Source organism: Stenotrophomonas sp. STEN008, assembly GCF_056760435.1.
Genome location: NZ_JBRRET010000003.1, coordinates 142,973 through 161,291, shown reverse-complemented (window position 1 = coordinate 161,291; position 18,319 = coordinate 142,973). Strand labels below are relative to the sequence as shown.

The following is an 18,319-nucleotide window of genomic DNA, read 5'->3' as shown; positions in this document are numbered from 1 at the left end:
CTGTCGGAAGGCCCACCGGGCATGGCCCGGCGCTGCCTTGGGGGCGTTCGCGTTACAGCGCGTCGATGTCGCCCAGCGCGCGGATCAGACGCCGCGCGCGCTTGTCCGGCTTGTGCTCCGGTGGCTGGAAGCCGTCGCGCGCGGCGATGCGCAGTGCGCGCTGCTCGGCGCGCCGTGCCTTCGAGGCCTCGCTCTCGGCATACAGCTGGTGCGCGACCGGGGCAGGCCCGCGCTGGTCGCTCAGGCCCATCACCTGGATCTCGAAATGCTCCTCGCCGCGATCGACCTGCAGGTGCTCACCCACGCGCACCGCGCGCGAGGACTTCGGCCGCTGACCGGCCACGCTGACCTTGCCGGTTTCGATGGCCTGCTTGGCCAGGCTGCGGGTCTTGAAGAAACGGGCCGCCCACAACCAGATGTCCAGACGGACACTGGGCGACAGCGGGGAAAGCTCAGGCATCGGCAGGTACTACTCCGTTCGCTTGTTCAGGGGGCGCGGATTGTCGGGGTCGGTGCGGCAGCCGCTGCCCCCGATCAGGGTCGGTGCTCCGGCAGCGAGATCCTGGCGCTGGCTGCCGACCAGACATTCGGGGCGGTCGGTCGGCCGCACCTGGGTATCGCCCAGCCGGTCTCCCGACGAACATGCGGCCAACAGGCCGCCAATCAAGGCCAACGTCATCGACCTCACCTGCTGTCGTTGATGCATTGCCACATCCCGCGAACCGGCTTGGTGCTAGTGTGCGCCTCCCGGGATTCGATCACCACCCCATGGCCAAAGCGCCGCTTGACCTGACCGCCGGCCCGATCGGCCGCAATCTCCTGCTGTTCTCGCTGCCGATCCTGGCGGGCAACATCGCGCAGTCGCTGAACGGTTCGGTGAACGCGGTATGGGTCGGGCGCTTCCTCGGCGAAGCGGCACTGACCGCCACCGCGAACGCCAACAACATCATGTTCTTCCTGATCGGTTCGGTGTTCGGCTTCGGCATGGCCTCCACCATCCTGATCGGCCAGGCCATCGGTGCACGGGATATCGCCCAGGCACGGCGCGTGGTCGGCACCAGTGCCACGTTCTTCATCGGCCTGTCGGCGATCATCGCCATCGCCGGCTGGTTCATGGCCCATCCGCTGCTGGCGGCGATGGGCACGCCGGCGGCCTCGCTGCCACTGGCCGAGGCCTATCTGCGCATCATCTTCCTGGCAATGCCGACGTTGTATGCCTTTGCCTTCCTCAGCGCCGCGCTGCGCGGTGCCGGTGACTCGCGTACGCCGTTCCGCTTCCTGCTGCTGTCGGTCGTGCTGGACATCGCATTGAATCCGGTACTGATCTTCGGCATGGGTCCGTTCCCGGAGCTGGGCATCGCCGGTTCGGCCTGGGCCACGCTGGTGTCGCAGACCCTCTCGCTGGGCGGCCTGCTGCTGTACATGCGGCACAAGCGCCACACGCTGTGGCTGGGTCGCGCCGACATGCGCCTGTTCAAGCTGGACCTGACCATCCTCAAGGCACTGGTGGTCAAAGGCGTGCCGATGGGCCTGCAGATGGTGCTGATCTCGCTGTCGGTGATCCTGCTGATGACCATGGTCAACCAGTACGGCACCGAAACCGCGGCGGCCTATGGCGCCTCGTTGCAATTGTGGAACTACGTGCAGATGCCGGCGATGGCGATCGGCGCGGCCTGTTCGACGATGGCCGCACAGAACGTGGGTGCCCAGCAGTGGGATCGCGTCCGCGGCACCGCACGCAAGGGCGTGCTGTTCAATTTCCTGCTGACCGGTGCGTTGATCCTGCCGCTGGTGCTGCTGGACCAGTACTCGCTGGCCCTGTTCCTGCCGCAGGGCAGCGAGTCGCTGCAGATCGCGCGCCACCTCAACCATGTGGTGGTCGGCTCGTTCCTGTTCTTCGGCGTGAGCTTCGTGATTTCCGGCGTGGTGCGCTCGACGGGTGCGGTGATTCCACCACTGCTGATCCTGGCCGCGTCACTGTGGGGCGTGCGCGTTCCGTTCGCCGAACTGCTGCAGCCCTATTGGGGCGCAGATGCGATCTGGTGGAGTTTCCCGGTCAGTTCTCTGGTGTCGATGCTGCTGTCGCTGGCGTACTACCGCTGGGGGGGATGGCGGAAGGCGAAGATGATCAGCACACCCGCGAAGGCCGAGGCGATTGCCACACCGTCGGAGATTCCCGCCTGCCCGCCGTCACCGGTGGCGGACCCGGATGCCGTGACCCGGTAGCGCCGGGCATGGCCCGGTGCTACCGCTTGTTCTTCGCGGCGTTGTGCTTGGCCGCCGCGCGCATCAGGGCCTTGAACGCCGTGGCATCGGGCATGGTGCCTTCATGGATGTCGATCGCGCGCCGCGTGTTGCCTTCCAGGCTGGCGTTGAACAGGCGCTTCGGGTCCGGCAAGGCCGCCCCCTGGGCGAAGGTCAGCTTCACTGCCTGCTTGTAGGTCTCACCGGTGCACAGGATGCCGTGATGCTCCCATACCGGTGTGCCCCGCCATTTCCAGGTTTCCTGCACCTCCGGCAGCGCTTCATGGATCAGCGCCCGAACGCGTGCCAGCGTTTCACCGCGCCAGTCACCCAGTTCCGCGATGCGCGCATCGATCAGTGCGGCCGCGGGTGTTCCGGCGTCGTCGGGGTTCGGTGCATGCGTGGTCATCGTGTGCTCTCGTCGGCGGAACGTCCGGAATGGCGGGCTTACATGCGTTCGCCGGGCAATGCAGCGGCCTGGCGGACCCACTCGAGGAACTGCGCTTCATCCAGCATGCCCTCCTGCGTGATGTGCAGGTAGCGGGTATCGGCGCTTCTGGACGGCTCCGGTGGCATCGGTTGCAGGGCCGCGCCGCGGAAGAACGCAACCTTGATGTAACGGGCGAAGCAATGGAAGCTGAGGAACCAGCCGGCATCGGCGGCCACCGCGTACATCGGCGAGTTCCACTTCACCGCCTTGTGCACGCCGGGCACGGCTTGGCCGATCAGTGCGTCGAGGCGTGCGCCGATGGGCTGCTTCCAGTCCGGCATGGCGGCGATGTACGCCTACACCGGCGCATCACCCTCGCCCTTGGCGATCTGCGGATTTCCCCCGGACAGGAGCCTGGGTGCAGTGGAAGGTGCGGCTCGCTTGGAAGGCATCGCACGGCGCATGCATGGGAATGAAGCCGCAGACTAGCGCCATCGGCAGCCTGCGGTCACGGCGCACTGCGCCATCGCTTCAGTCCGCCAGCGAGGCCAGGAACTGGCGCCATTCGGGCAGCTGTCGTTGGCGTTGAAGCGAGCGCATCAGGAGCGCCATCACCACACCGAACAGGCCGCCCGCCAGCAATCCGGCACCCAGCAGCAGGCCGAGTGGACGCTCACCGCCCTGCCACAGCAGCAGCCACATCAGGGCGCACCAGAACAGGCCGAACAGCAGCCCCTGCACCAGCGCGTTGATGCGGAAACCGGCCAGGATCGGCGGCGGCACAGCGACGCCCATCCGCCACAGCATCCGATGCAGCAACGGTGCGGACTGCGCGCGCGGCAGCCCCTTGTCGTCCAGCAGACGAAGCGCCGCGCGGATGCGGTCGGGATAGCGCAGGTCGTTCTTGTTCATCGCACGAACCTAGCGGATGCAGGAGCACAAACGCAAACGGCCGCCCGAAGGCGGCCGTCGCGGCAACAACCGGAGTTGTCTATCAGGCCTTTTCGGCCAGACGGGCAGCCTTGGCCTGCGCAGCGGCAGCCAGGTCTTCCTTGATGCGGGCAGCCTTGCCTTCCAGGCCACGCAGGTAGTACAGCTTGCCGGCGCGGACCTTGCCGCGGCGCTTCACTTCGACCGAGTCGATGATGGCGCTGTGGGTCTGGAAGACGCGCTCGACGCCGTAGCCGTGCGAGATCTTGCGGACGGTGAACGAGGAGTTCAGGCCGGCATTCTTGGTGCCGATCACAACGCCTTCGTAGGCCTGCACGCGCTCACGGTTGCCTTCCTTCACCTTCACGTTGACGACAACGGTGTCGCCCTGGCTGAACTTCGGCAGTTCGCGGGTGATCTGGGCGGATTCGAATTCCGCGACGATGGACTTGTTCAGCTTGCTCATGGGTTACACCGATTCTTGTTCGGGTGGGCGTGTCGATTCGACAACGTAGGCTCATGCAGTCACCGGACTGTGCTGCACGTTTGTTTTGGGTACTGCGCACGCCAGCCGGGGCCGGCGGGAATTGGCCATGATAGCCGATAACGCCAGCCCTGCGCTAGGGGCTGGCCTTTTGTTTCCGGGCCTGACGGCCCTGCTCCAGCAGTTTGCGGTCGGTCTTGCCCAGCGCCTGTTCATCCAGCAGGTCCGGGCGCCGCTGGGCGGTGCGGACCAGGGACTGCTGGCGGCGCCAGGCGGCAATGGCCGCGTGGTTGCCCGAGCGCAGCACCTCCGGCACGTCACCCAGCGGGTGCTGGGCCGGCTGGCTGTAATGCGGGCAGTCGAGCAGGCCGAGGTCGCCCTCGAAGCTGTCCTGTGCCGCCGATTCAGCGTCGTTCAGGGCCCCCTCCTGCAGGCGGGCCACGGCGTCGATGATGACCGCTGCGCCCAGCTCGCCGCCGGACAGCACGTAGTCGCCGAGGGAAATCTCCTCGTCGACATTGGCTTCCAGGAAGCGCTCGTCGATGCCTTCGTAGCGCCCACAGAGCAGGACCATGCGCGGCAGCGCCGCCAGTTCACGGACCTTGGCCTGGGTCAACGGCGCCCCCTGCGGGCTGAGGTAGATCACCCTGGCCGGGGTCGGATCGGCATTGCGGATCGCCTGCAGGCAGGCCTGCAGCGGTTCGATCAGCATCACCATGCCCGGGCCACCGCCGAAGGGACGGTCGTCCACCCGGCGGTAGTTGCCTTCGGCGTAATCACGGGGATTCCAGCCGTGAAGGCTGAACAACCCTTTCTCCTGCGCGCGCCCGACCACGCCCAGTCCAGCAGACTGGGCGAGGAACTCGGGGAACAGGGTGATGACGTCGAAACGCATGCTCAGAACTCGGGATCCCAGTCGACCACGACCAGGTTCGCCTCGAAGTCCACCGAAACGACAAAGTCCGGCAGCACGAACGGGATCATCCGCTCGCGGTCGCCACGGACCACCACCACGTCGTTGGCGCCGGTGCTGAACAGGTGCGAGACCTGGCCCAGGGCAACGCCCTCGGTCGTCTTCACGTCCAGGCCTTCCAGGTCGACCCAGTAATATTCATCCGGATTCGGCGGCGGCAGCGCGCTGCGCGGCACGTAGATCTCGGTGCCACGCATGGCTTCGACCGCGTCACGGTCCTCGACGCCGGGGAAACGCGCGACCAGGTGCTTGCCGCTGTCGCGGCCCCGCACACCTTCAATCGTGGTCTCCACGCCGGACGGACTGCGCACGATCCATGGCTGGTAACGGAAAATGGCGGAACGTGGCTCGGTCCAGGACTCGAGCTTGATCTCGCCGCGCACACCAAAAGCGCCGACAATCCTGCCCAGCAGGATGCGGCGCTCGATATCTTTCATCTGCTTCAACCAGGAGGGCCACGCCGGAGCGTGGCCCGTCAGGATCAGGCCGCAGCGGCCTGGGACTTGGTCGCTTCCTTGATCAGGTTGCGGACCTTGTCGGTCGGCTGGGCGCCGTTCTTGACCCAATGGTCAACGCGGGCCAGATCCAGCTCGATGCGCTTCTCGGCGCCCTGGGCGACCGGGTTGTAGAAGCCAACGCGCTCGATGTTGCGGCCGTCGCGCGCGCTGCGCACGTCGGTGACGATGATGTGGTAGAACGGACGCTTCTTGGCGCCGCCGCGGGTCAGTCGAATCTTGACCATGGTGTGTTTTCCTATTGCCCAGTCGCCAGGATGGCGAGGTAAGCGGGCGATTATAGCGGCAGAGCGTGGCCGAGCCAACCCCACGCGTCACGGTAGCGCCGGGCCATGCACGGCGGCCGGCAGGCCATGCATCCGTTCAGGAAAGCGGCTGCCAGGGCACACCGGCCAGTACCGCCCTGCCCTGTTCAGCCAACGCCAGCGAGCCACCCAGGGCCCGCCCATCAATGCTCTGCAGCGCCCAGAGTCCGCTGGCGTTGCAGGCAAACGCAGCCTGCACGCCTTGCAACGCGCCTGCCGGCAAGGGCCGGCACACCTGCGGTCCGTTCCAATGCGCACGCAGCAGGGCCTCTGCGGTACCCCGCAGCGCGGCGGCGCGTGGCCAGATCAGCTGGTGCCCATCATGCACGGCCACGTTCCAGGTCGTGCCCTCGCTGACGTGCCCCTGCGTGTCCACGAAAAGCGCGTCGTCAAACCCGTCGGCCATCGCCGCGCGCCGCTGCGCGAACAGGCCGAACGTGCCGACGTGCTTGATCTGCGGCAGCTCCCGCTGCCAGGTGACGCTGCGCACGCGCCGCGGCGCGGACAGCGATACCGGCGCGGATACCGCCACCAGCACATCGACCGCCACGCGGGCCAGTGGATCGCGGAAGTCGAAGTGACGCGAGAACACCGTCACCCGCAGCGAGGCGTCGGCAAGACCGGCCCTCTGCAGCGCCTGCGCCATCCAGCCGCGCACCTGCGCCGTGTCCAGCTCGCTGCCGAACAGTTCACGTGTGGCCTGCGACAGTCGAGCCAGATGCAGGTCCAATCCCTGCACTGCTCCGCCACGCACCTGCAGCGAGGTGAAGTGACCGTAATTCACCAGCGCCGGCAGCAGATCCTCCACCTGCGCCGGCTGGCCGTTGCAGGTCAGCATCATCGCAGCAGCGCCTGCGCCTGTTCCCACATGCCGCGCAGCACGTCGGCGGCCGGCTGGGCCGGCGCCATCCACGCCGCTTGCCCGGCCCAGGCCTGCATCGCCGCCAGCCGGTTCTCGCGTGTGGCCTGCGCGCGCATCGGCCCGGTCAGTCCACGCTGTACCGGGTACGGGCGCGGAGCCGGCGCACCGGCCGCCGCAGCGGCGCGTACATAGGGCGTTGCCAGGCCGCGGCCCAGTCGGCCACTGAACGCGCGCGTCGGCCAGGTATCCTCCGGTTCCGTGATCGCCAGCGCGTCGGCCCAGGCCGGCGCCAGTGCTGCCTCCGGTGTGCGCAGGAACGCGGTGCCGATCTGCACCGCGCTGGCACCCAGCGTCAATGCCGCGGCGATGCCACGCCCGTCGGCGATGCCACCGGCCGCGATCACCGGAATTTGAAGATGGTCCGCCAGCCGCGGCAGCAGTGCGAACAGGCCGACCAGCTGGCGTTCGGCCAGCGCCGGATCGAAGGCCCCGCGATGGCCACCGGCTTCAGCCCCCTGTGCCACCACCGCATCGGCCCCGGCGTCCTGTGCAGCCCGCGCTTCGGCCAGCGTGGTGGCACAGGCGATCCAGGCAATGCCGGCGTCCTTCAACCGCTGCACATGCGCGGGGGAAAGCACGCCCATGATGGTCGAGGCCACCGCCGGGCGCGCGGCCAGCAACGCAGCGAACTGGTCCTCGAAATCGGCTGGCGTGGCATCGGCCGCACTGGCCGGCACCTCCGGTCCCCACTGCGCGAGGAAGGCACGGCTGGCGGATTCGGCGACCACGTCGCGCGTCGGCGCCGGGTCCGGCAACCACAGGTTCACCTGCGCCGGGCCGGTGGAGATGGCCCGGAACTCATCCATCCACCGCCCGATATCGGCGGCCGAGGAGAGCACCGCGCCCATTGCGCCCATGCTGCCGGCATTGGCCAGCGCCGCCGACAACGGCACCGGACAGGCACCGGCCATGGGGGCGAGGAGGATCGGAAGCTGCAATGAAAAACGCCGACAGAAGGCGTCGGCGCGTTCAAGAATCGGCGATGCGTTCACGCGACATACCTGCGGGAGAGGTCGCCGCCCAGCATACGCCAGTCGTTGCAGGCGGGGTCGGATCCGAACAGGTTCCGCCCCCGATGTTGATCAACGGAACGGCATGCCGCGGCCACCCATGGCGCCCATCATGCCCTTCATGCTGCGCATCATGCCCTTCATGCCGCCGCCGGCCATTTTGCTCATCATCTTTTCCATCTGCATGTACTGCTTCATGAGCTTGTTGACGTCGGCCGGAGTCACGCCCGAGCCCTTGGCGATGCGCGCGCGGCGCGAGCCGTTGAGCAGGTTCGGGTTGCGCCGTTCCTTCTTGGTCATCGAACTGATGATGGCGATCATGCGGGGCACTTCCTTGCCCTGGCTGACCTGCTGCTTGAGGTGGTCCGGGATGTTGCCCAGGCCCGGCAGCTTGTCCATCAGGCCGCCGATGCCGCCCATGTTCTGCATCTGCTCCAGCTGGTCGCGCATGTCGTTCAGGTCGAACTTCTTGCCCTTGGCGACCTTCTCGGCCAGCTTGGCCGCCTTGTCCTTGTCAACCTGCTGCTCGACCTGCTCGACCAGCGACAGCACATCGCCCATGTCCAGGATGCGGCTGGCGATGCGGTCCGGATGGAACACATCCAGGCCGTCCGGCTTTTCGCTGACACCGACGAACTTGATCGGCTTGCCGGTGATGTAGCGCACACTCAGGGCGGCACCGCCACGGGCGTCACCGTCGGTCTTGGTCAGCACCACGCCGGTCAGCGGCAGCGCATCCCCGAAGGCCTTGGCGGTGTTGGCCGCGTCCTGGCCGGTCATGGCATCGACCACGAACAGAGTCTCGGCCGGGTTGACCGCTGCGTGCAGGGCCTTGATCTCGGCCATCATCGCTTCGTCGATGGCCAGGCGGCCGGCGGTATCGACCAGCAGCACGTCGACGAACGACTTGCGCGCATCGTCGATGGCGGCGCGGACGATGGCTTCCGGCTTCTGGTCGGCGCTGGACGGGAAGAACAGCACGCCGACCTGTTCGGCCAGGGTCTTCAGCTGCTCGATCGCCGCCGGACGGTAGACGTCGGCCGAGACCACCATCACCTTCTTCTTGCGCTTTTCCTTCAGGTGCTTGGCCAGCTTGCCCACGGTCGTGGTCTTGCCGGCGCCCTGCAGGCCCGCCATCAGGATGATGGCCGGCGCCGGCACGTTGAGGTTCAGGTCGCTGGCTTCAGCGCCCATCACCGCGGTCAGCTCGTCGCGGACGACCTTGATCAGCGCCTGGCCGGGGGTCAGCGACTTCAACACTTCCTGGCCAACGGCGCGCACCTTGATGCGCTCGATCAGCGCCTGTACCACCGGCAGCGCGACATCGGCCTCGAGCAGCGCGATGCGGACCTCGCGGGTGGCCTCGCGGATGTTCTCCTCGGTCAGGCGGCCACGGCCGCGCAGGCGCTCGATGGTGCCGGAAAGGCGCTGGGTCAGGGACTCGAACATGCGGTGCGACCTGTCTGAAAACGGGGGACAATAAGGCACACAGTATAGCCGGTCCGCCCCTGCTCCCGGGCTGCGACACGGCGGCCGTCGCCAGCACCCCGGGGGTATGCGAAACTGCCACGATGACAATCGTTCTCATCGCCGTCCTGCTCTACCTGGCCGCCAGCGTCCTGCTGGTGCGCGCGCTCGGCCGCGATGGTGCCGTAGGTTCGCCCGCCTGGCTGTGGCCGGCGCTGCCAGCCATCGTGCTGCATGGCGGCTATCACGTGATGGTGGCGATGCGCACGAACGGCGGGCCGGACATGCATTTCTTCGCGGCGCTGTCGCTGGTCGGCCTGGGCATGGCCTGGCTGACGTCGCTGGTGGGTGCACGCGGCCGCATGTCCGCGCTGGGCGTGGTGGTGTTTCCGCTCGCGGCACTGTTGCTGCTGGCCTATCACGGCTATGGCCACGAGCCGAGCAAGGTGCTGGGCTGGCGGTTGGCCAGCCATGCCTGGCTGGCCCTGCTGGCCTACGCCACGCTGAGCATCGCGGCATTGCTGGCGATCATGCTGTGGCTGCAGGAACGCGCGCTGCGCCGCCGCGAATTCCGGCCCTGGCTGCGCGCCCTGCCCCCGCTGGCCGATCTGGAAGCGCTGCTGTTCCGGGTCATCGCGGTGGGCTTCGCCCTGCTCACGCTGACCCTGGTCACCGGCGTCCTGTTCGTCGATGACCTGCTTGCACAGAAGCTGGTGCACAAGACCGTACTGAGCGTGCTGTCGTGGATCGTTTTCGGCGTGCTGCTGATCGGCCGCCGCCGCTACGGCTGGCGCGGGGTGAAGGCGGTGCACTGGACATTGACGGCCATGCTGTTGCTGCTGCTGGCCTTCTTCGGCAGCCAGTTCGCGATCGAGCTGGTGTTCGGACACTCCCGTTGATCGGATGACAGGTCCGCCGGGCATCGCCCGGCGGCGCAGAGCAGTGGCGCCGGGCCATGCCCCGGCGAGCGAGGCGTGCCTACAGGCCGTACCGCTCGATCACGTCCAGATGCGGCTGGCGATCCTGGTCGCAGGCTTCGGCCAGGCGCAGCCAGCACAGCGGATGTGCCCAGCCGGCGGTGGCCTGCTGCAGGAACCGGTGCAGCGCGAGCGGTGCGTGATCCTGAGGCTGGGCGATGGTGAACAGCAGCCCCGGCAGCGTGCCATCCTCGGCCTCCGGGTCGGTCACGGTGTAGTCGGGACGGCTGTGGGCCCAGATTTTCCAGCCCTGCGCCTCCACCGCCTCGACCAGGGCATTCCAGGCGTCCTCACCCGGATGGGCGCCGTCGATCAGCCAGCTGCGGGCGAAGCCGCCACGCTCCAGCACATGCACCTGTGCGTAGGTCGGGATGAAGTGCTCGCGTGCCTCCTCGTCTTCCGGTGCCGGATGCACCAGCGCCGCGTCGAACACCACCCAGTCACCCACCTGCTGGGCGCGGTTGGCCGGCGCGTTCTCGACGATGCGGGCGGTCACCGGGCCACTGCGCCGGGCGTAGTACTCCATCGGCTCGCCCTCTTCCTCGCTGCGGATGATCACCCAGCCCCACGGCTCTTCGACCACACCCTCGGTGCTGGACAGTTCCATGCCGATCGCCGCCGCCGACCCCCGCACGGCGTCCCAGTCATGCGCGGCGCTGGCGGCACTCATGTGGTCCCAATGCGCGGCATTGGGCTCCTCCAGCAGTTCGATCAGCTGCGCGTAGCAGGCCTGGGCATCGCTGAAGCGTCCGGTCTCCATGTACATGCGGGCCAGCGTGCCACGCGCGCCATGCGATCCCGGCGACAGCTCCAGCAGCGCCGTTGCCGCCTGCTCCAACGCCGGCCAGTCGGACACCCGGCGCGCGCGCTGCACCTCGCACCAGTGGGCGAACACCGGCACGCTGTCGCGGAAGACATCCGCCAACCGGCGCAGGCCCGCGTCATCGCCCTGTTCGGCCAGCCACCGCATCAGCGTGTAGGCCGCTGCACCATCGTGCTGCGGATGCGCCGCCACGAAGTCCCACAGCAGTGCGCGTGCTTCGGCCTGCGCGCCGCAGGCATTGAGCGCCGAAGCCGCCGTGTCGGCCAACGGCTCATCATCGGGAAACTGTGCGTGGGCCTGCAGCAACCATTGCGCCTCCTGCTCGGGATCGCGCGGGTGGCTCTGCTCCGCGCGCGCTTCCAGCCACGCCAGCAGCTCCGTGGCCGGCACCGGCAACGGTGGCACCTCCGGCAGGCTTTCCACGCGTGCGGCCAGGGCGGCCACCAGCGCGGACGCGCCGCGATCCTGGCGCAGCTGCGGAAGGTGGGCACGGGCCAGGCCCAGCTGCCGCTGCGCCACCCAGCGCGCGCCCCGCTGCAGCGCCAGCTCCAGGCTGAGTGCAGCCACCTCGATCAACAACCGGTGCGAACCGACGCGGGCGAAATGCTCGATGATGGTGTTGAAGCGCGTACCCAGGTCCCAGGTGTTGCGCGCCGGATCGCGCCGGCACAACGCGGCGGCGGTGTTCGCCCACAGTCGCCAGTAGTTCGGCGTCAGCTCGCTCCACGGCACCATCTGCTGCAGCGCTTCTTCGTCGCGGCCCAGCTGTGCCAGCGCCCAGGCCTTGGACAGGCGGCGCGGCACGGTGCAGTTGGCCGGCTCATACTCGCCCGAAGCGACCACCTCGGCCTCCCGCTTTTCGATCAGCGCCAGCGCTTCCTCAGCGCGGCCCAGGCCCAGAAGGATCTTGATCTGCATCTCCGGGAAGCTGTCGAACACCTCCTTGCCGCAGGCCTCGATCGCGTCGGCCTGTGCCTGCAGGTAATCCAGCGCCTCCTGGCCCCGACCGTCGTCCAGCAGCGCGTCCGCCTTCTCGCAGCTCAGGCACTGGAAGCAGGCCCAGCTCGGATCGATGCGTGCCAGGGTCTCGTCGCAGACCTCGACCCGTTCGGGCACCCAGCCGGGGCCGTCGATGTTGCCGTAGCAGGCGGCCAGATCCTGGGTCACGCAGATCGACTGCGGGCACTCCAGGGTGTCCTCGCGATGCGCACGCTCGAACAGCGCGACCGCCTCGCCCAGTGCACTTTCACCTTCGACGCGGTTGCCCACGCGGTTGCGCAGCGCCCAGTGGCCGACGTAGACATCGACCCAGGGATTGTCCAGCGCCTTGCCCAGCGCACGCGCCTCGGGCAACAGCGCATCGACGCGGTCGACCTGCAGCTCGCTGACGTCGTCTGCAAGGCGGTTCAGCAGGTGCGCGTTCTGCGCCTGCCCGGCCTGGCGCAGGTCGCCCTGCAGTTTTTCTACCCAGTTCCAGATGTCCATGAGGGGATTACGTGCTCCTGTCTAGCGAAGGCTGGATGAGAGCGGGCGTCAGCGCAGCATCTGCTGCAGCGCGCCCGCGATGTCGGTGAAGGCTCCATTGAGGTCGGGGCCTGCGGTTGCCGTCGTCCGCGCCAGGGGCCTGCCCTGCGCGGCGACGATGATCTTCAGGGAGCGCAGCAGGCGTGCAGCCGCTTCGGCCTGCGGGTGGCCTTCGCGCTGTGCGCGCAGCAGCGCCTGCACCGCGGTGTTGTCGAGGTTGAGATACAGCCGCGACGGTGCACGCGATTCGATGCGTGCAGTGAACTGGCGGGCCAGCCGCAGCGCGGCCATCGACACACGCTTGTCGTTCTCGTCGTCCTCCAGCCGCTGCTTCAGTTCGGCCTCGCGGTCGGGCACCACCACCACCGGCAGTGCCTCCGGACTGAAGCGCGCCGGCAGCAGCTGCTCACCATCGCCCAACTGCTCACGCAGCCAGGCCAGCTGCGCCTCATCGAGGCTGTCATCGGTACGGAACAGCGCGCGGTTGCCCTGCTCGGTGCCCAGTTCCACCAGGCGCAGGCCCTTGGCCTGGGCCCAGCGACGCAGGAACGGAACCACCGCATAACGATGGCCATGCGCGACCGGCACCCCCATCGCACGGAACAGCATCTCTTCGAAACCGCCACCGTTGTCGAGGATCACATGCACGGCGCCGCGTGCCGGCAGCGCGCTGGCCGGCAGATCGCCCTGCGAGGTCGGCACGCGCACGTGCTCCACCAGCAGTTCGAACAGGCGGTCATCACACAGCGCCGCGCCCAGCAGCGCTTCGTTGTGGCGGGCCAGCACCCGGCGCCAGGCTTCAGGCTGCTGCCGTGCGACCTCGGCCAGGCCATCGATCAACGCCTCCAGCAGGGCATGCTGCACGGCGCGGTAATGATCATCGCGCTGCAGATCCTCACGACTGGCGGTGGGCGTCAGCCGCGAGGACTCGATCACGCCACCGATGAAGCCGGCCCAGGGCGGGAGCAGGTCACGTGCATCGTCGTCCAGCAGCATGCCGCGCACGAACACCGACAGATTGCGGTTGTCACTGGTGCCATAGGTGGCGCCATCCTGCACCCACAACAGGCCCGTGGCGTCGCTGACGCCATCGGCGCGCAGCGGCAGGGTGACGATGGGCTCGAAGTCATGCTCGAAACGCGCGGCGAACTGCAGGGACTGCCGGCGCGCCTGCACCGGGTGCAGCGCGACCTCGCCCTGCGCCCGCCACGGCGGCGGCTCCGGATTGATCGCCGAGGTGGCGGCACCGATGAAGATTGGTTCGGACAGCAGCGCGCAGTACCGCCCCAGCACCTCGTGCAGGCGTGCTTCGTTGGCCAGCGGCAGGAAGTCGGGGTGCAGTTCCAGCTCCACTTCGGTTCCGATCTCGCGCGCGGGCACTTCGCTGACCGTGTACTGCTCGGCATTGCTGGACACGTACAGATGGCCGAGTTCCGGCGTCTGGTAGGAGGTGGTGCGAACGCTGACCCGACGCGCCAGCACGAAGGCCGACAGGAAGCCGAGACCGAACATGCCGATCAGGCCATCCTCGTCGGCGCCGCCCTGGCGCAGGCCACGGGTGTAGCCGACACCGACGGTCGCCAGGTAATCGTGGATCTCCTGGCGGGTCAGGCCCGCCCCGGTATCGCTGATGCGCAGCACGCCGGCGGTGGCGTCGACCTGGACGGAGATCCGGGAAGGCACGTCCCTGCCCGGCTGCTCGATGCGACGGCGGATGATCGAGTCATGCGCGTTCTGCACCAGCTCGCGCAGGGCCACCATCGGCGTGGAGTACAGGTGCTTGCCCAGCACCGTCATCAGTCCATTGAGGTCGACGCCCGCACGGCGGATTTCGGCGGCGGGGGCGGTAAGCGCGGGGTCCTGCATGTAATCGTTTACTCCTGGGCGCGGAAAGGCGCCACAGGGCGCCTTCGTCGAGCGGGAAAAACTAGCACAGCGAGGCTGACCGTAGCCGCATCTGACGTCTGCAGGGTCTGGCCCATGCCCGGCGGTCCTTCGCCGGTGAAGCAGACGCGCGTGGGCCGGCTCAACAGGATCGCGGCCGCCGGCGCGCCTCCGACGGAATCACGCTGCGTCGATCGCCTCGGACAGGCGCTCCACGGCGATCACCTCCATGCCCTTGACCGAGCCCCCCTTGGGCGCATTGGCCTTCGGCACGATCGCACGCCTGAAACCATGGGTGGCCGCCTCGCGCAGCCGGTCCTCACCATTGGGCACCGGGCGGATCTCGCCGGACAGGCCCACTTCGCCGAAGGCGATTGTCTTCTCGGCCAACGGCCGGTCCTGCAGCGAAGACAGCACCGCCAGCAGCACCGGGAGGTCGGCGGCCGTCTCCTGCACGCGGATGCCGCCGACGACATTGACGAACACATCCTGGTCGCCCACCAGCACACCGCCGTGCCGGTGCAGCACCGCCAGCAGCATGGCCAGACGGTTCTGCTCCAAGCCTACGGCGACACGGCGCGGGTTGGACAGCGACGACGCATCGACCAGCGCCTGTACCTCCACCAGCAGTGGACGGGTTCCTTCACGGGTCACCATCACGCAGCTGCCGGGCTGGTGCGTACTTCCACCGGACAGGAAGATGGCCGACGGATTGGAGACCTCCTTCAGGCCCTTGTCGCCCATGGCGAACACGCCCAGCTCGTTGACCGCGCCGAAACGGTTCTTGAACGCACGCAGCAGCCGGAAGCGGCTGCCGCTTTCACCTTCGAAGTACAGCACCGCATCGACCATGTGTTCCAGCACACGCGGGCCGGCGATGCCACCTTCCTTGGTGACGTGGCCGACCAGGAACACGGCGGTGCCGGTTTCCTTGGCGAAACGCACCAGCCGTGCGGCACTCTCGCGCACCTGGCTGACCGACCCCGGTGCGGCGGTCAGGCTTTCCGTCCACAGCGTCTGCACCGAGTCGGCCACGATCAGGCGCGGGCCGGCCTTGGCCGCGTGCTGGAGGATCGACTCGACGCCGGTTTCAGCGAGCGCGTTGACGCCATCCAGGGGCAGTTCCAGCCGATGCGCGCGACCGGCCACCTGGGCCAAAGACTCCTCGCCGGTGACGTAGAGCACCGGCAGCTCGGCCGCCATCCTGGCGACCGCCTGCAGCAGCAGGGTCGACTTGCCGATGCCGGGATCGCCGCCGACCAGCACCACCGCCCCCTCCACCAGGCCGCCGCCAAGCACACGGTCGAACTCGCCGATGCCGGTGCTGACCCGGCGATGCTCGGTCTGCTCCACGTCCTTCAGGGCGGTGATCTTCGGCGGATCGACCTTGCCCGCCCAGCCGGCCCGCCGCGATGCCGGCGCCTTGGCCGCCGCCGCGCTTTCCAGGACGATTTCCGACAGCGAATTCCAGGCATTGCACTCGGTGCACTGGCCCTGCCATTTACTGTACTCGGCGCCGCATTCATTGCAGACGTAGGCGGTGCGGGCTTTTGCCATCTGGGAATTTCCTGCGGCGGGGACGGGCGTGGCAGGATAGCCGAGCCCGGTCGCAGGTGCTGCGACCGCTCAAGTACCGCCCACCTGCGCCGATAGGGGTCGCGGGCGTGCGCCTTGCGGGCGCCCCTCCCTTTCCCACTGGATTCAACATGACTGGAAGTTACAGTCAGAGCCTGGTCGCCATCTCTCTGCTGGTGGCCATTCTTGCTTCGTACACGGCCCTGGACATGGCCGGGCGTGTCGCCAGCGCGCAGGGACGCGTCGCCCGCTGGTGGCTGGCTGGTGGCGCCGCCGCGATGGGCCTGGGCATCTGGTCGATGCACTTCATCGGCATGCTGGCGTTCGACCTGCCGATCCCGATCGGTTACGACCTGGCCATCACCCTCTACTCCCTGGCCGTGTCGATCGGCGCATCGGCCTATGCGCTGTGGCTGGTCTCCCGCCCCAGCCTGCCGCGACGGCGGCTGCTGGCCGGTGCGGTGCTGATGGGCACCGGCATCGCCGCCATGCATTACCTGGGCATGGCCGCCATGCGCATGCAGCCCGGCATCGACTACCGCCCAGGATGGTTCGCGACATCGATCGTGGTGGCCATCGGCGCAGCCGGCGCTGCGCTGTGGATCGCCTTCCGCCTGCGCACCGAGCAGCGCAACACGCTGCGCCTGCGCCTGCTCGCCTCGCTGGTGATGGGGCTGGCCATCGTCGGCATGCATTACACCGGCATGGCCGCCGCACGCTTCGCGGACGGCAGCATCTGCGGTGCCGTGGTCAATGGCGGCATCGATGCCCGCTGGCTGGCGGTACTGGTCATCGTCACCACCGTGGCGACGCTTGGCATCGCGCTGGTGGCCTCCCTGTTCGATCGCCAGATGCGGGTCCGCACCGGGCTGCTGGCCGATTCGCTGGCGCACGCCAACAACCGGCTGATCCAGGCTGCGCTGCACGACCCGCTGACCCAGCTGCCCAACCGCATGCTGCTGCAGGACCGCATCGAACAGGCCATCGAGAAGGCCTGCCGGCACCAGCACGCGGTGGCCGTGATGTTCTGCGATCTTGACGGATTCAAGGCGGTCAACGACGCCTACGGTCATCAACTGGGTGATCGCCTGCTGGTCGCCGTCGCGCAACGCATCGGCGGCCTGCTGCGACCGCAGGACACCTTCGCGCGCCTGGGCGGGGACGAATTCGTGATCGTGCTGGCGATCGACATCCCGGATGACGCCGTGGTCGTCGCAGAGCGCATCATCGCCGCGGCCAGCGAGCCTTTCATTCTCGACGCGGCAGAGCTGCAGGTCAGCGCCAGCCTCGGCATCGCCCTGTACCCGGACGACGCCGGCAACGAACGCGAGCTGATGGCCCACGCCGATGCAGCCATGTACCACACCAAGGACACCGGCCGGAACGGCTACACGTTCTTCACTCCCTCGATGCAGCTCAGTGCAAACCGCCAGCTGCGGCTGCTGCAGGATCTGCGCAAGGCCGTCGCCCGGGACGAACTGGTGCTGCACTACCAGCCGAAATTTCCCGCCGCCGATGCCCCCGCCAGCGGCGCCGAAGCGCTGCTGCGCTGGCAGCACCCGGAACTGGGCCTGCTGGCACCGGACGTGTTCATCCCGATCGCCGAGCGCAGCGGGCTGATCCTGCCGATCGGTGACTGGGTGCTGGATCGCGCCTGCGCCCAGCTGCGTGCGTGGCATGATGCCGGCCATCGCGGCTGGACGATGGCGGTCAACCTGTCTCCCCTGCAGTTCGCCTCGCCGACGCTGCTGGCCAGCGTGCGTGCGGCGCTGGAACGACACGCCATCGATCCGCCTCTGCTGACGCTTGAGATCACCGAAACGACTGCGATGAAGAATGTCGACGCGAGCCTGGCGATTCTCAACGATCTCACCGCGATGGGCGTGCACATCGCCATCGACGATTTCGGCACCGGCTATTCCAGCCTGCTCTACCTCAAGCGCATGCCGGCCACCGAGCTGAAGATCGACCGGGCCTTCGTGCACGACCTGGAACGCAATGCCGAAGACGCCGCAATCGTCTCCTCGATCATCGCCCTGGGCCGTACGCTGCAGTTGCAGGTGGTGGCCGAGGGCGTGGAGACCCAGGCCCAGCGCGAGTATCTGAGCGAACTGGGCTGCGACCAGCTGCAGGGCTACCACCTGGGTCGGCCGATGGATGCCGAGGAGTTCCTGCGCAAGGTGGGGTGAGGCCCGGCGTGCGAGGTCGGAGCCCTCGCCTGCGACATGGGGTCCGACCCCATCCACCCGACAACAG

17 protein-coding genes and 1 pseudogene are annotated in these 18,319 nt (G+C 68.0%); 3 read left to right on the top strand and 15 right to left on the bottom strand.

The window, feature by feature from the left end:
* Nucleotides 1-52: 52 nt before the first annotated feature.
* Both ACVOME_RS02770 and ACVOME_RS02765 read right to left on the bottom strand, forming a co-directional pair.
* On the bottom strand, nt 53-460 hold the full coding sequence (locus ACVOME_RS02770; protein WP_053518953.1) for an RNA-binding S4 domain-containing protein: 408 nt from the start codon (nt 458-460) through the stop codon (nt 53-55).
* A gap of 9 nt (nt 461-469) precedes the next feature.
* Nucleotides 470-706 (bottom strand): hypothetical protein, encoded by a 237-nt coding sequence (locus ACVOME_RS02765; protein ID WP_053518955.1) that lies wholly within the window; start codon nt 704-706, stop codon nt 470-472.
* Between the two features lie 62 nt (nt 707-768).
* On the opposite strand from ACVOME_RS02765, the gene ACVOME_RS02760 reads away from it, so the two are divergent.
* A complete protein-coding gene (locus tag ACVOME_RS02760) occupies nt 769-2,226 on the top strand; it encodes an MATE family efflux transporter (protein ID WP_053518957.1) in 1,458 nt (485 codons plus the stop codon).
* Nucleotides 2,227-2,245: 19 nt separating this feature from the next.
* On the opposite strand, the gene ACVOME_RS02755 is transcribed toward ACVOME_RS02760, so the two are convergent.
* The 10 genes and pseudogenes from ACVOME_RS02755 to ffh all read right to left on the bottom strand — a co-directional run bounded on the left by ACVOME_RS02755 (nt 2,246) and on the right by ffh (nt 9,262).
* Nucleotides 2,246-2,653: a DUF1801 domain-containing protein gene (locus ACVOME_RS02755; RefSeq protein WP_481504693.1), complete on the bottom strand. Its 408-nt coding sequence runs from the start codon at nt 2,651-2,653 to the stop codon at nt 2,246-2,248.
* Nucleotides 2,654-2,691: 38 nt separating this feature from the next.
* A pseudogene (locus ACVOME_RS02750) lies at nt 2,692-3,126 on the bottom strand (DUF1801 domain-containing protein).
* Nucleotides 3,127-3,205: 79 nt separating this feature from the next.
* Nucleotides 3,206-3,586, bottom strand: a complete 381-nt coding sequence (locus ACVOME_RS02745) for a DUF6404 family protein (RefSeq protein ID WP_065174641.1) — start codon at nt 3,584-3,586, stop codon at nt 3,206-3,208.
* An 82-nt stretch (nt 3,587-3,668) separates the two neighbouring features.
* Complete coding sequence (gene rplS, locus ACVOME_RS02740; RefSeq protein WP_053518963.1) at nt 3,669-4,070, bottom strand: 50S ribosomal protein L19; 402 nt, start codon at nt 4,068-4,070, stop codon at nt 3,669-3,671.
* 154 nt (nt 4,071-4,224) lie between these two features.
* Nucleotides 4,225-4,983 (bottom strand): tRNA (guanosine(37)-N1)-methyltransferase TrmD, encoded by a 759-nt coding sequence (gene trmD / locus ACVOME_RS02735; RefSeq protein ID WP_053518966.1) that lies wholly within the window; start codon nt 4,981-4,983, stop codon nt 4,225-4,227.
* A 2-nt stretch (nt 4,984-4,985) separates the two neighbouring features.
* Nucleotides 4,986-5,498: a ribosome maturation factor RimM gene (rimM, locus tag ACVOME_RS02730; protein ID WP_053518968.1), complete on the bottom strand. Its 513-nt coding sequence runs from the start codon at nt 5,496-5,498 to the stop codon at nt 4,986-4,988.
* 44 nt (nt 5,499-5,542) lie between these two features.
* Nucleotides 5,543-5,803 (bottom strand): 30S ribosomal protein S16, encoded by a 261-nt coding sequence (rpsP, locus tag ACVOME_RS02725; protein ID WP_005415733.1) that lies wholly within the window; start codon nt 5,801-5,803, stop codon nt 5,543-5,545.
* A gap of 136 nt (nt 5,804-5,939) precedes the next feature.
* Complete coding sequence (locus ACVOME_RS02720) at nt 5,940-6,722, bottom strand: aminotransferase class IV family protein (RefSeq protein ID WP_481504692.1); 783 nt, start codon at nt 6,720-6,722, stop codon at nt 5,940-5,942.
* Nucleotides 6,719-7,795, bottom strand: a complete 1,077-nt coding sequence (locus tag ACVOME_RS02715) for an NAD(P)H-dependent flavin oxidoreductase (RefSeq protein ID WP_111186816.1) — start codon at nt 7,793-7,795, stop codon at nt 6,719-6,721. The genes ACVOME_RS02720 and ACVOME_RS02715 overlap by 4 nt, the downstream gene beginning before the upstream one ends.
* Nucleotides 7,796-7,885: 90 nt before the next feature.
* Nucleotides 7,886-9,262 (bottom strand): signal recognition particle protein, encoded by a 1,377-nt coding sequence (ffh, locus tag ACVOME_RS02710; protein WP_053518973.1) that lies wholly within the window; start codon nt 9,260-9,262, stop codon nt 7,886-7,888.
* Nucleotides 9,263-9,384: 122 nt separating this feature from the next.
* On the opposite strand from ffh, the gene ACVOME_RS02705 reads away from it, so the two are divergent.
* Nucleotides 9,385-10,179 carry a cytochrome C assembly family protein gene (locus ACVOME_RS02705; RefSeq protein ID WP_053518974.1) on the top strand — a complete coding sequence of 265 codons (795 nt, stop codon included), beginning with the start codon at nt 9,385-9,387 and terminating at the stop codon, nt 10,177-10,179.
* 79 nt (nt 10,180-10,258) lie between these two features.
* Here ACVOME_RS02705 and ACVOME_RS02700 read toward each other — a convergent pair whose 3' ends face one another.
* The 3 genes from ACVOME_RS02700 to radA form a co-directional block, all read right to left on the bottom strand.
* A complete protein-coding gene (locus tag ACVOME_RS02700) occupies nt 10,259-12,565 on the bottom strand; it encodes a hypothetical protein (protein ID WP_481504691.1) in 2,307 nt (768 codons plus the stop codon).
* Between the two features lie 48 nt (nt 12,566-12,613).
* Nucleotides 12,614-14,470, bottom strand: a complete 1,857-nt coding sequence (locus ACVOME_RS02695) for an ATP-binding protein (protein ID WP_164150734.1) — start codon at nt 14,468-14,470, stop codon at nt 12,614-12,616.
* A 198-nt stretch (nt 14,471-14,668) separates the two neighbouring features.
* Complete coding sequence (radA, locus tag ACVOME_RS02690; RefSeq protein WP_481504690.1) at nt 14,669-16,045, bottom strand: DNA repair protein RadA; 1,377 nt, start codon at nt 16,043-16,045, stop codon at nt 14,669-14,671.
* A gap of 149 nt (nt 16,046-16,194) precedes the next feature.
* Between radA and ACVOME_RS02685 the strand changes: the two genes are divergently transcribed.
* Nucleotides 16,195-18,252: a putative bifunctional diguanylate cyclase/phosphodiesterase gene (locus tag ACVOME_RS02685; protein WP_481504689.1), complete on the top strand. Its 2,058-nt coding sequence runs from the start codon at nt 16,195-16,197 to the stop codon at nt 18,250-18,252.
* Nucleotides 18,253-18,319 lie beyond the last annotated feature (67 nt).

Bases quoted from the DNA above. Each gene is read 5' to 3' on its own strand.
- ACVOME_RS02770 (WP_053518953.1), bottom strand. From the start codon at position 460: ATGCCTGAGCTTTCCCCGCTGTCGCCCAGTGTCCGTCTGGACATCTGG.
- ACVOME_RS02765 (WP_053518955.1), bottom strand. From the start codon at position 706: ATGCATCAACGACAGCAGGTGAGGTCGATGACGTTGGCCTTGATTGGC.
- ACVOME_RS02760 (WP_053518957.1), top strand. From the start codon at position 769: ATGGCCAAAGCGCCGCTTGACCTGACCGCCGGCCCGATCGGCCGCAAT.
- ACVOME_RS02755 (WP_481504693.1), bottom strand. From the start codon at position 2,653: ATGACCACGCATGCACCGAACCCCGACGACGCCGGAACACCCGCGGCC.
- ACVOME_RS02745 (WP_065174641.1), bottom strand. From the start codon at position 3,586: ATGAACAAGAACGACCTGCGCTATCCCGACCGCATCCGCGCGGCGCTT.
- rplS (WP_053518963.1), bottom strand. From the start codon at position 4,070: ATGAGCAAGCTGAACAAGTCCATCGTCGCGGAATTCGAATCCGCCCAG.
- trmD (WP_053518966.1), bottom strand. From the start codon at position 4,983: ATGCGTTTCGACGTCATCACCCTGTTCCCCGAGTTCCTCGCCCAGTCT.
- rimM (WP_053518968.1), bottom strand. From the start codon at position 5,498: ATGAAAGATATCGAGCGCCGCATCCTGCTGGGCAGGATTGTCGGCGCT.
- rpsP (WP_005415733.1), bottom strand. From the start codon at position 5,803: ATGGTCAAGATTCGACTGACCCGCGGCGGCGCCAAGAAGCGTCCGTTC.
- ACVOME_RS02720 (WP_481504692.1), bottom strand. From the start codon at position 6,722: ATGATGCTGACCTGCAACGGCCAGCCGGCGCAGGTGGAGGATCTGCTG.
- ffh (WP_053518973.1), bottom strand. From the start codon at position 9,262: ATGTTCGAGTCCCTGACCCAGCGCCTTTCCGGCACCATCGAGCGCCTG.
- ACVOME_RS02705 (WP_053518974.1), top strand. From the start codon at position 9,385: ATGACAATCGTTCTCATCGCCGTCCTGCTCTACCTGGCCGCCAGCGTC.
- ACVOME_RS02700 (WP_481504691.1), bottom strand. From the start codon at position 12,565: ATGGACATCTGGAACTGGGTAGAAAAACTGCAGGGCGACCTGCGCCAG.
- ACVOME_RS02695 (WP_164150734.1), bottom strand. From the start codon at position 14,470: ATGCAGGACCCCGCGCTTACCGCCCCCGCCGCCGAAATCCGCCGTGCG.
- radA (WP_481504690.1), bottom strand. From the start codon at position 16,045: ATGGCAAAAGCCCGCACCGCCTACGTCTGCAATGAATGCGGCGCCGAG.
- ACVOME_RS02685 (WP_481504689.1), top strand. From the start codon at position 16,195: ATGACTGGAAGTTACAGTCAGAGCCTGGTCGCCATCTCTCTGCTGGTG.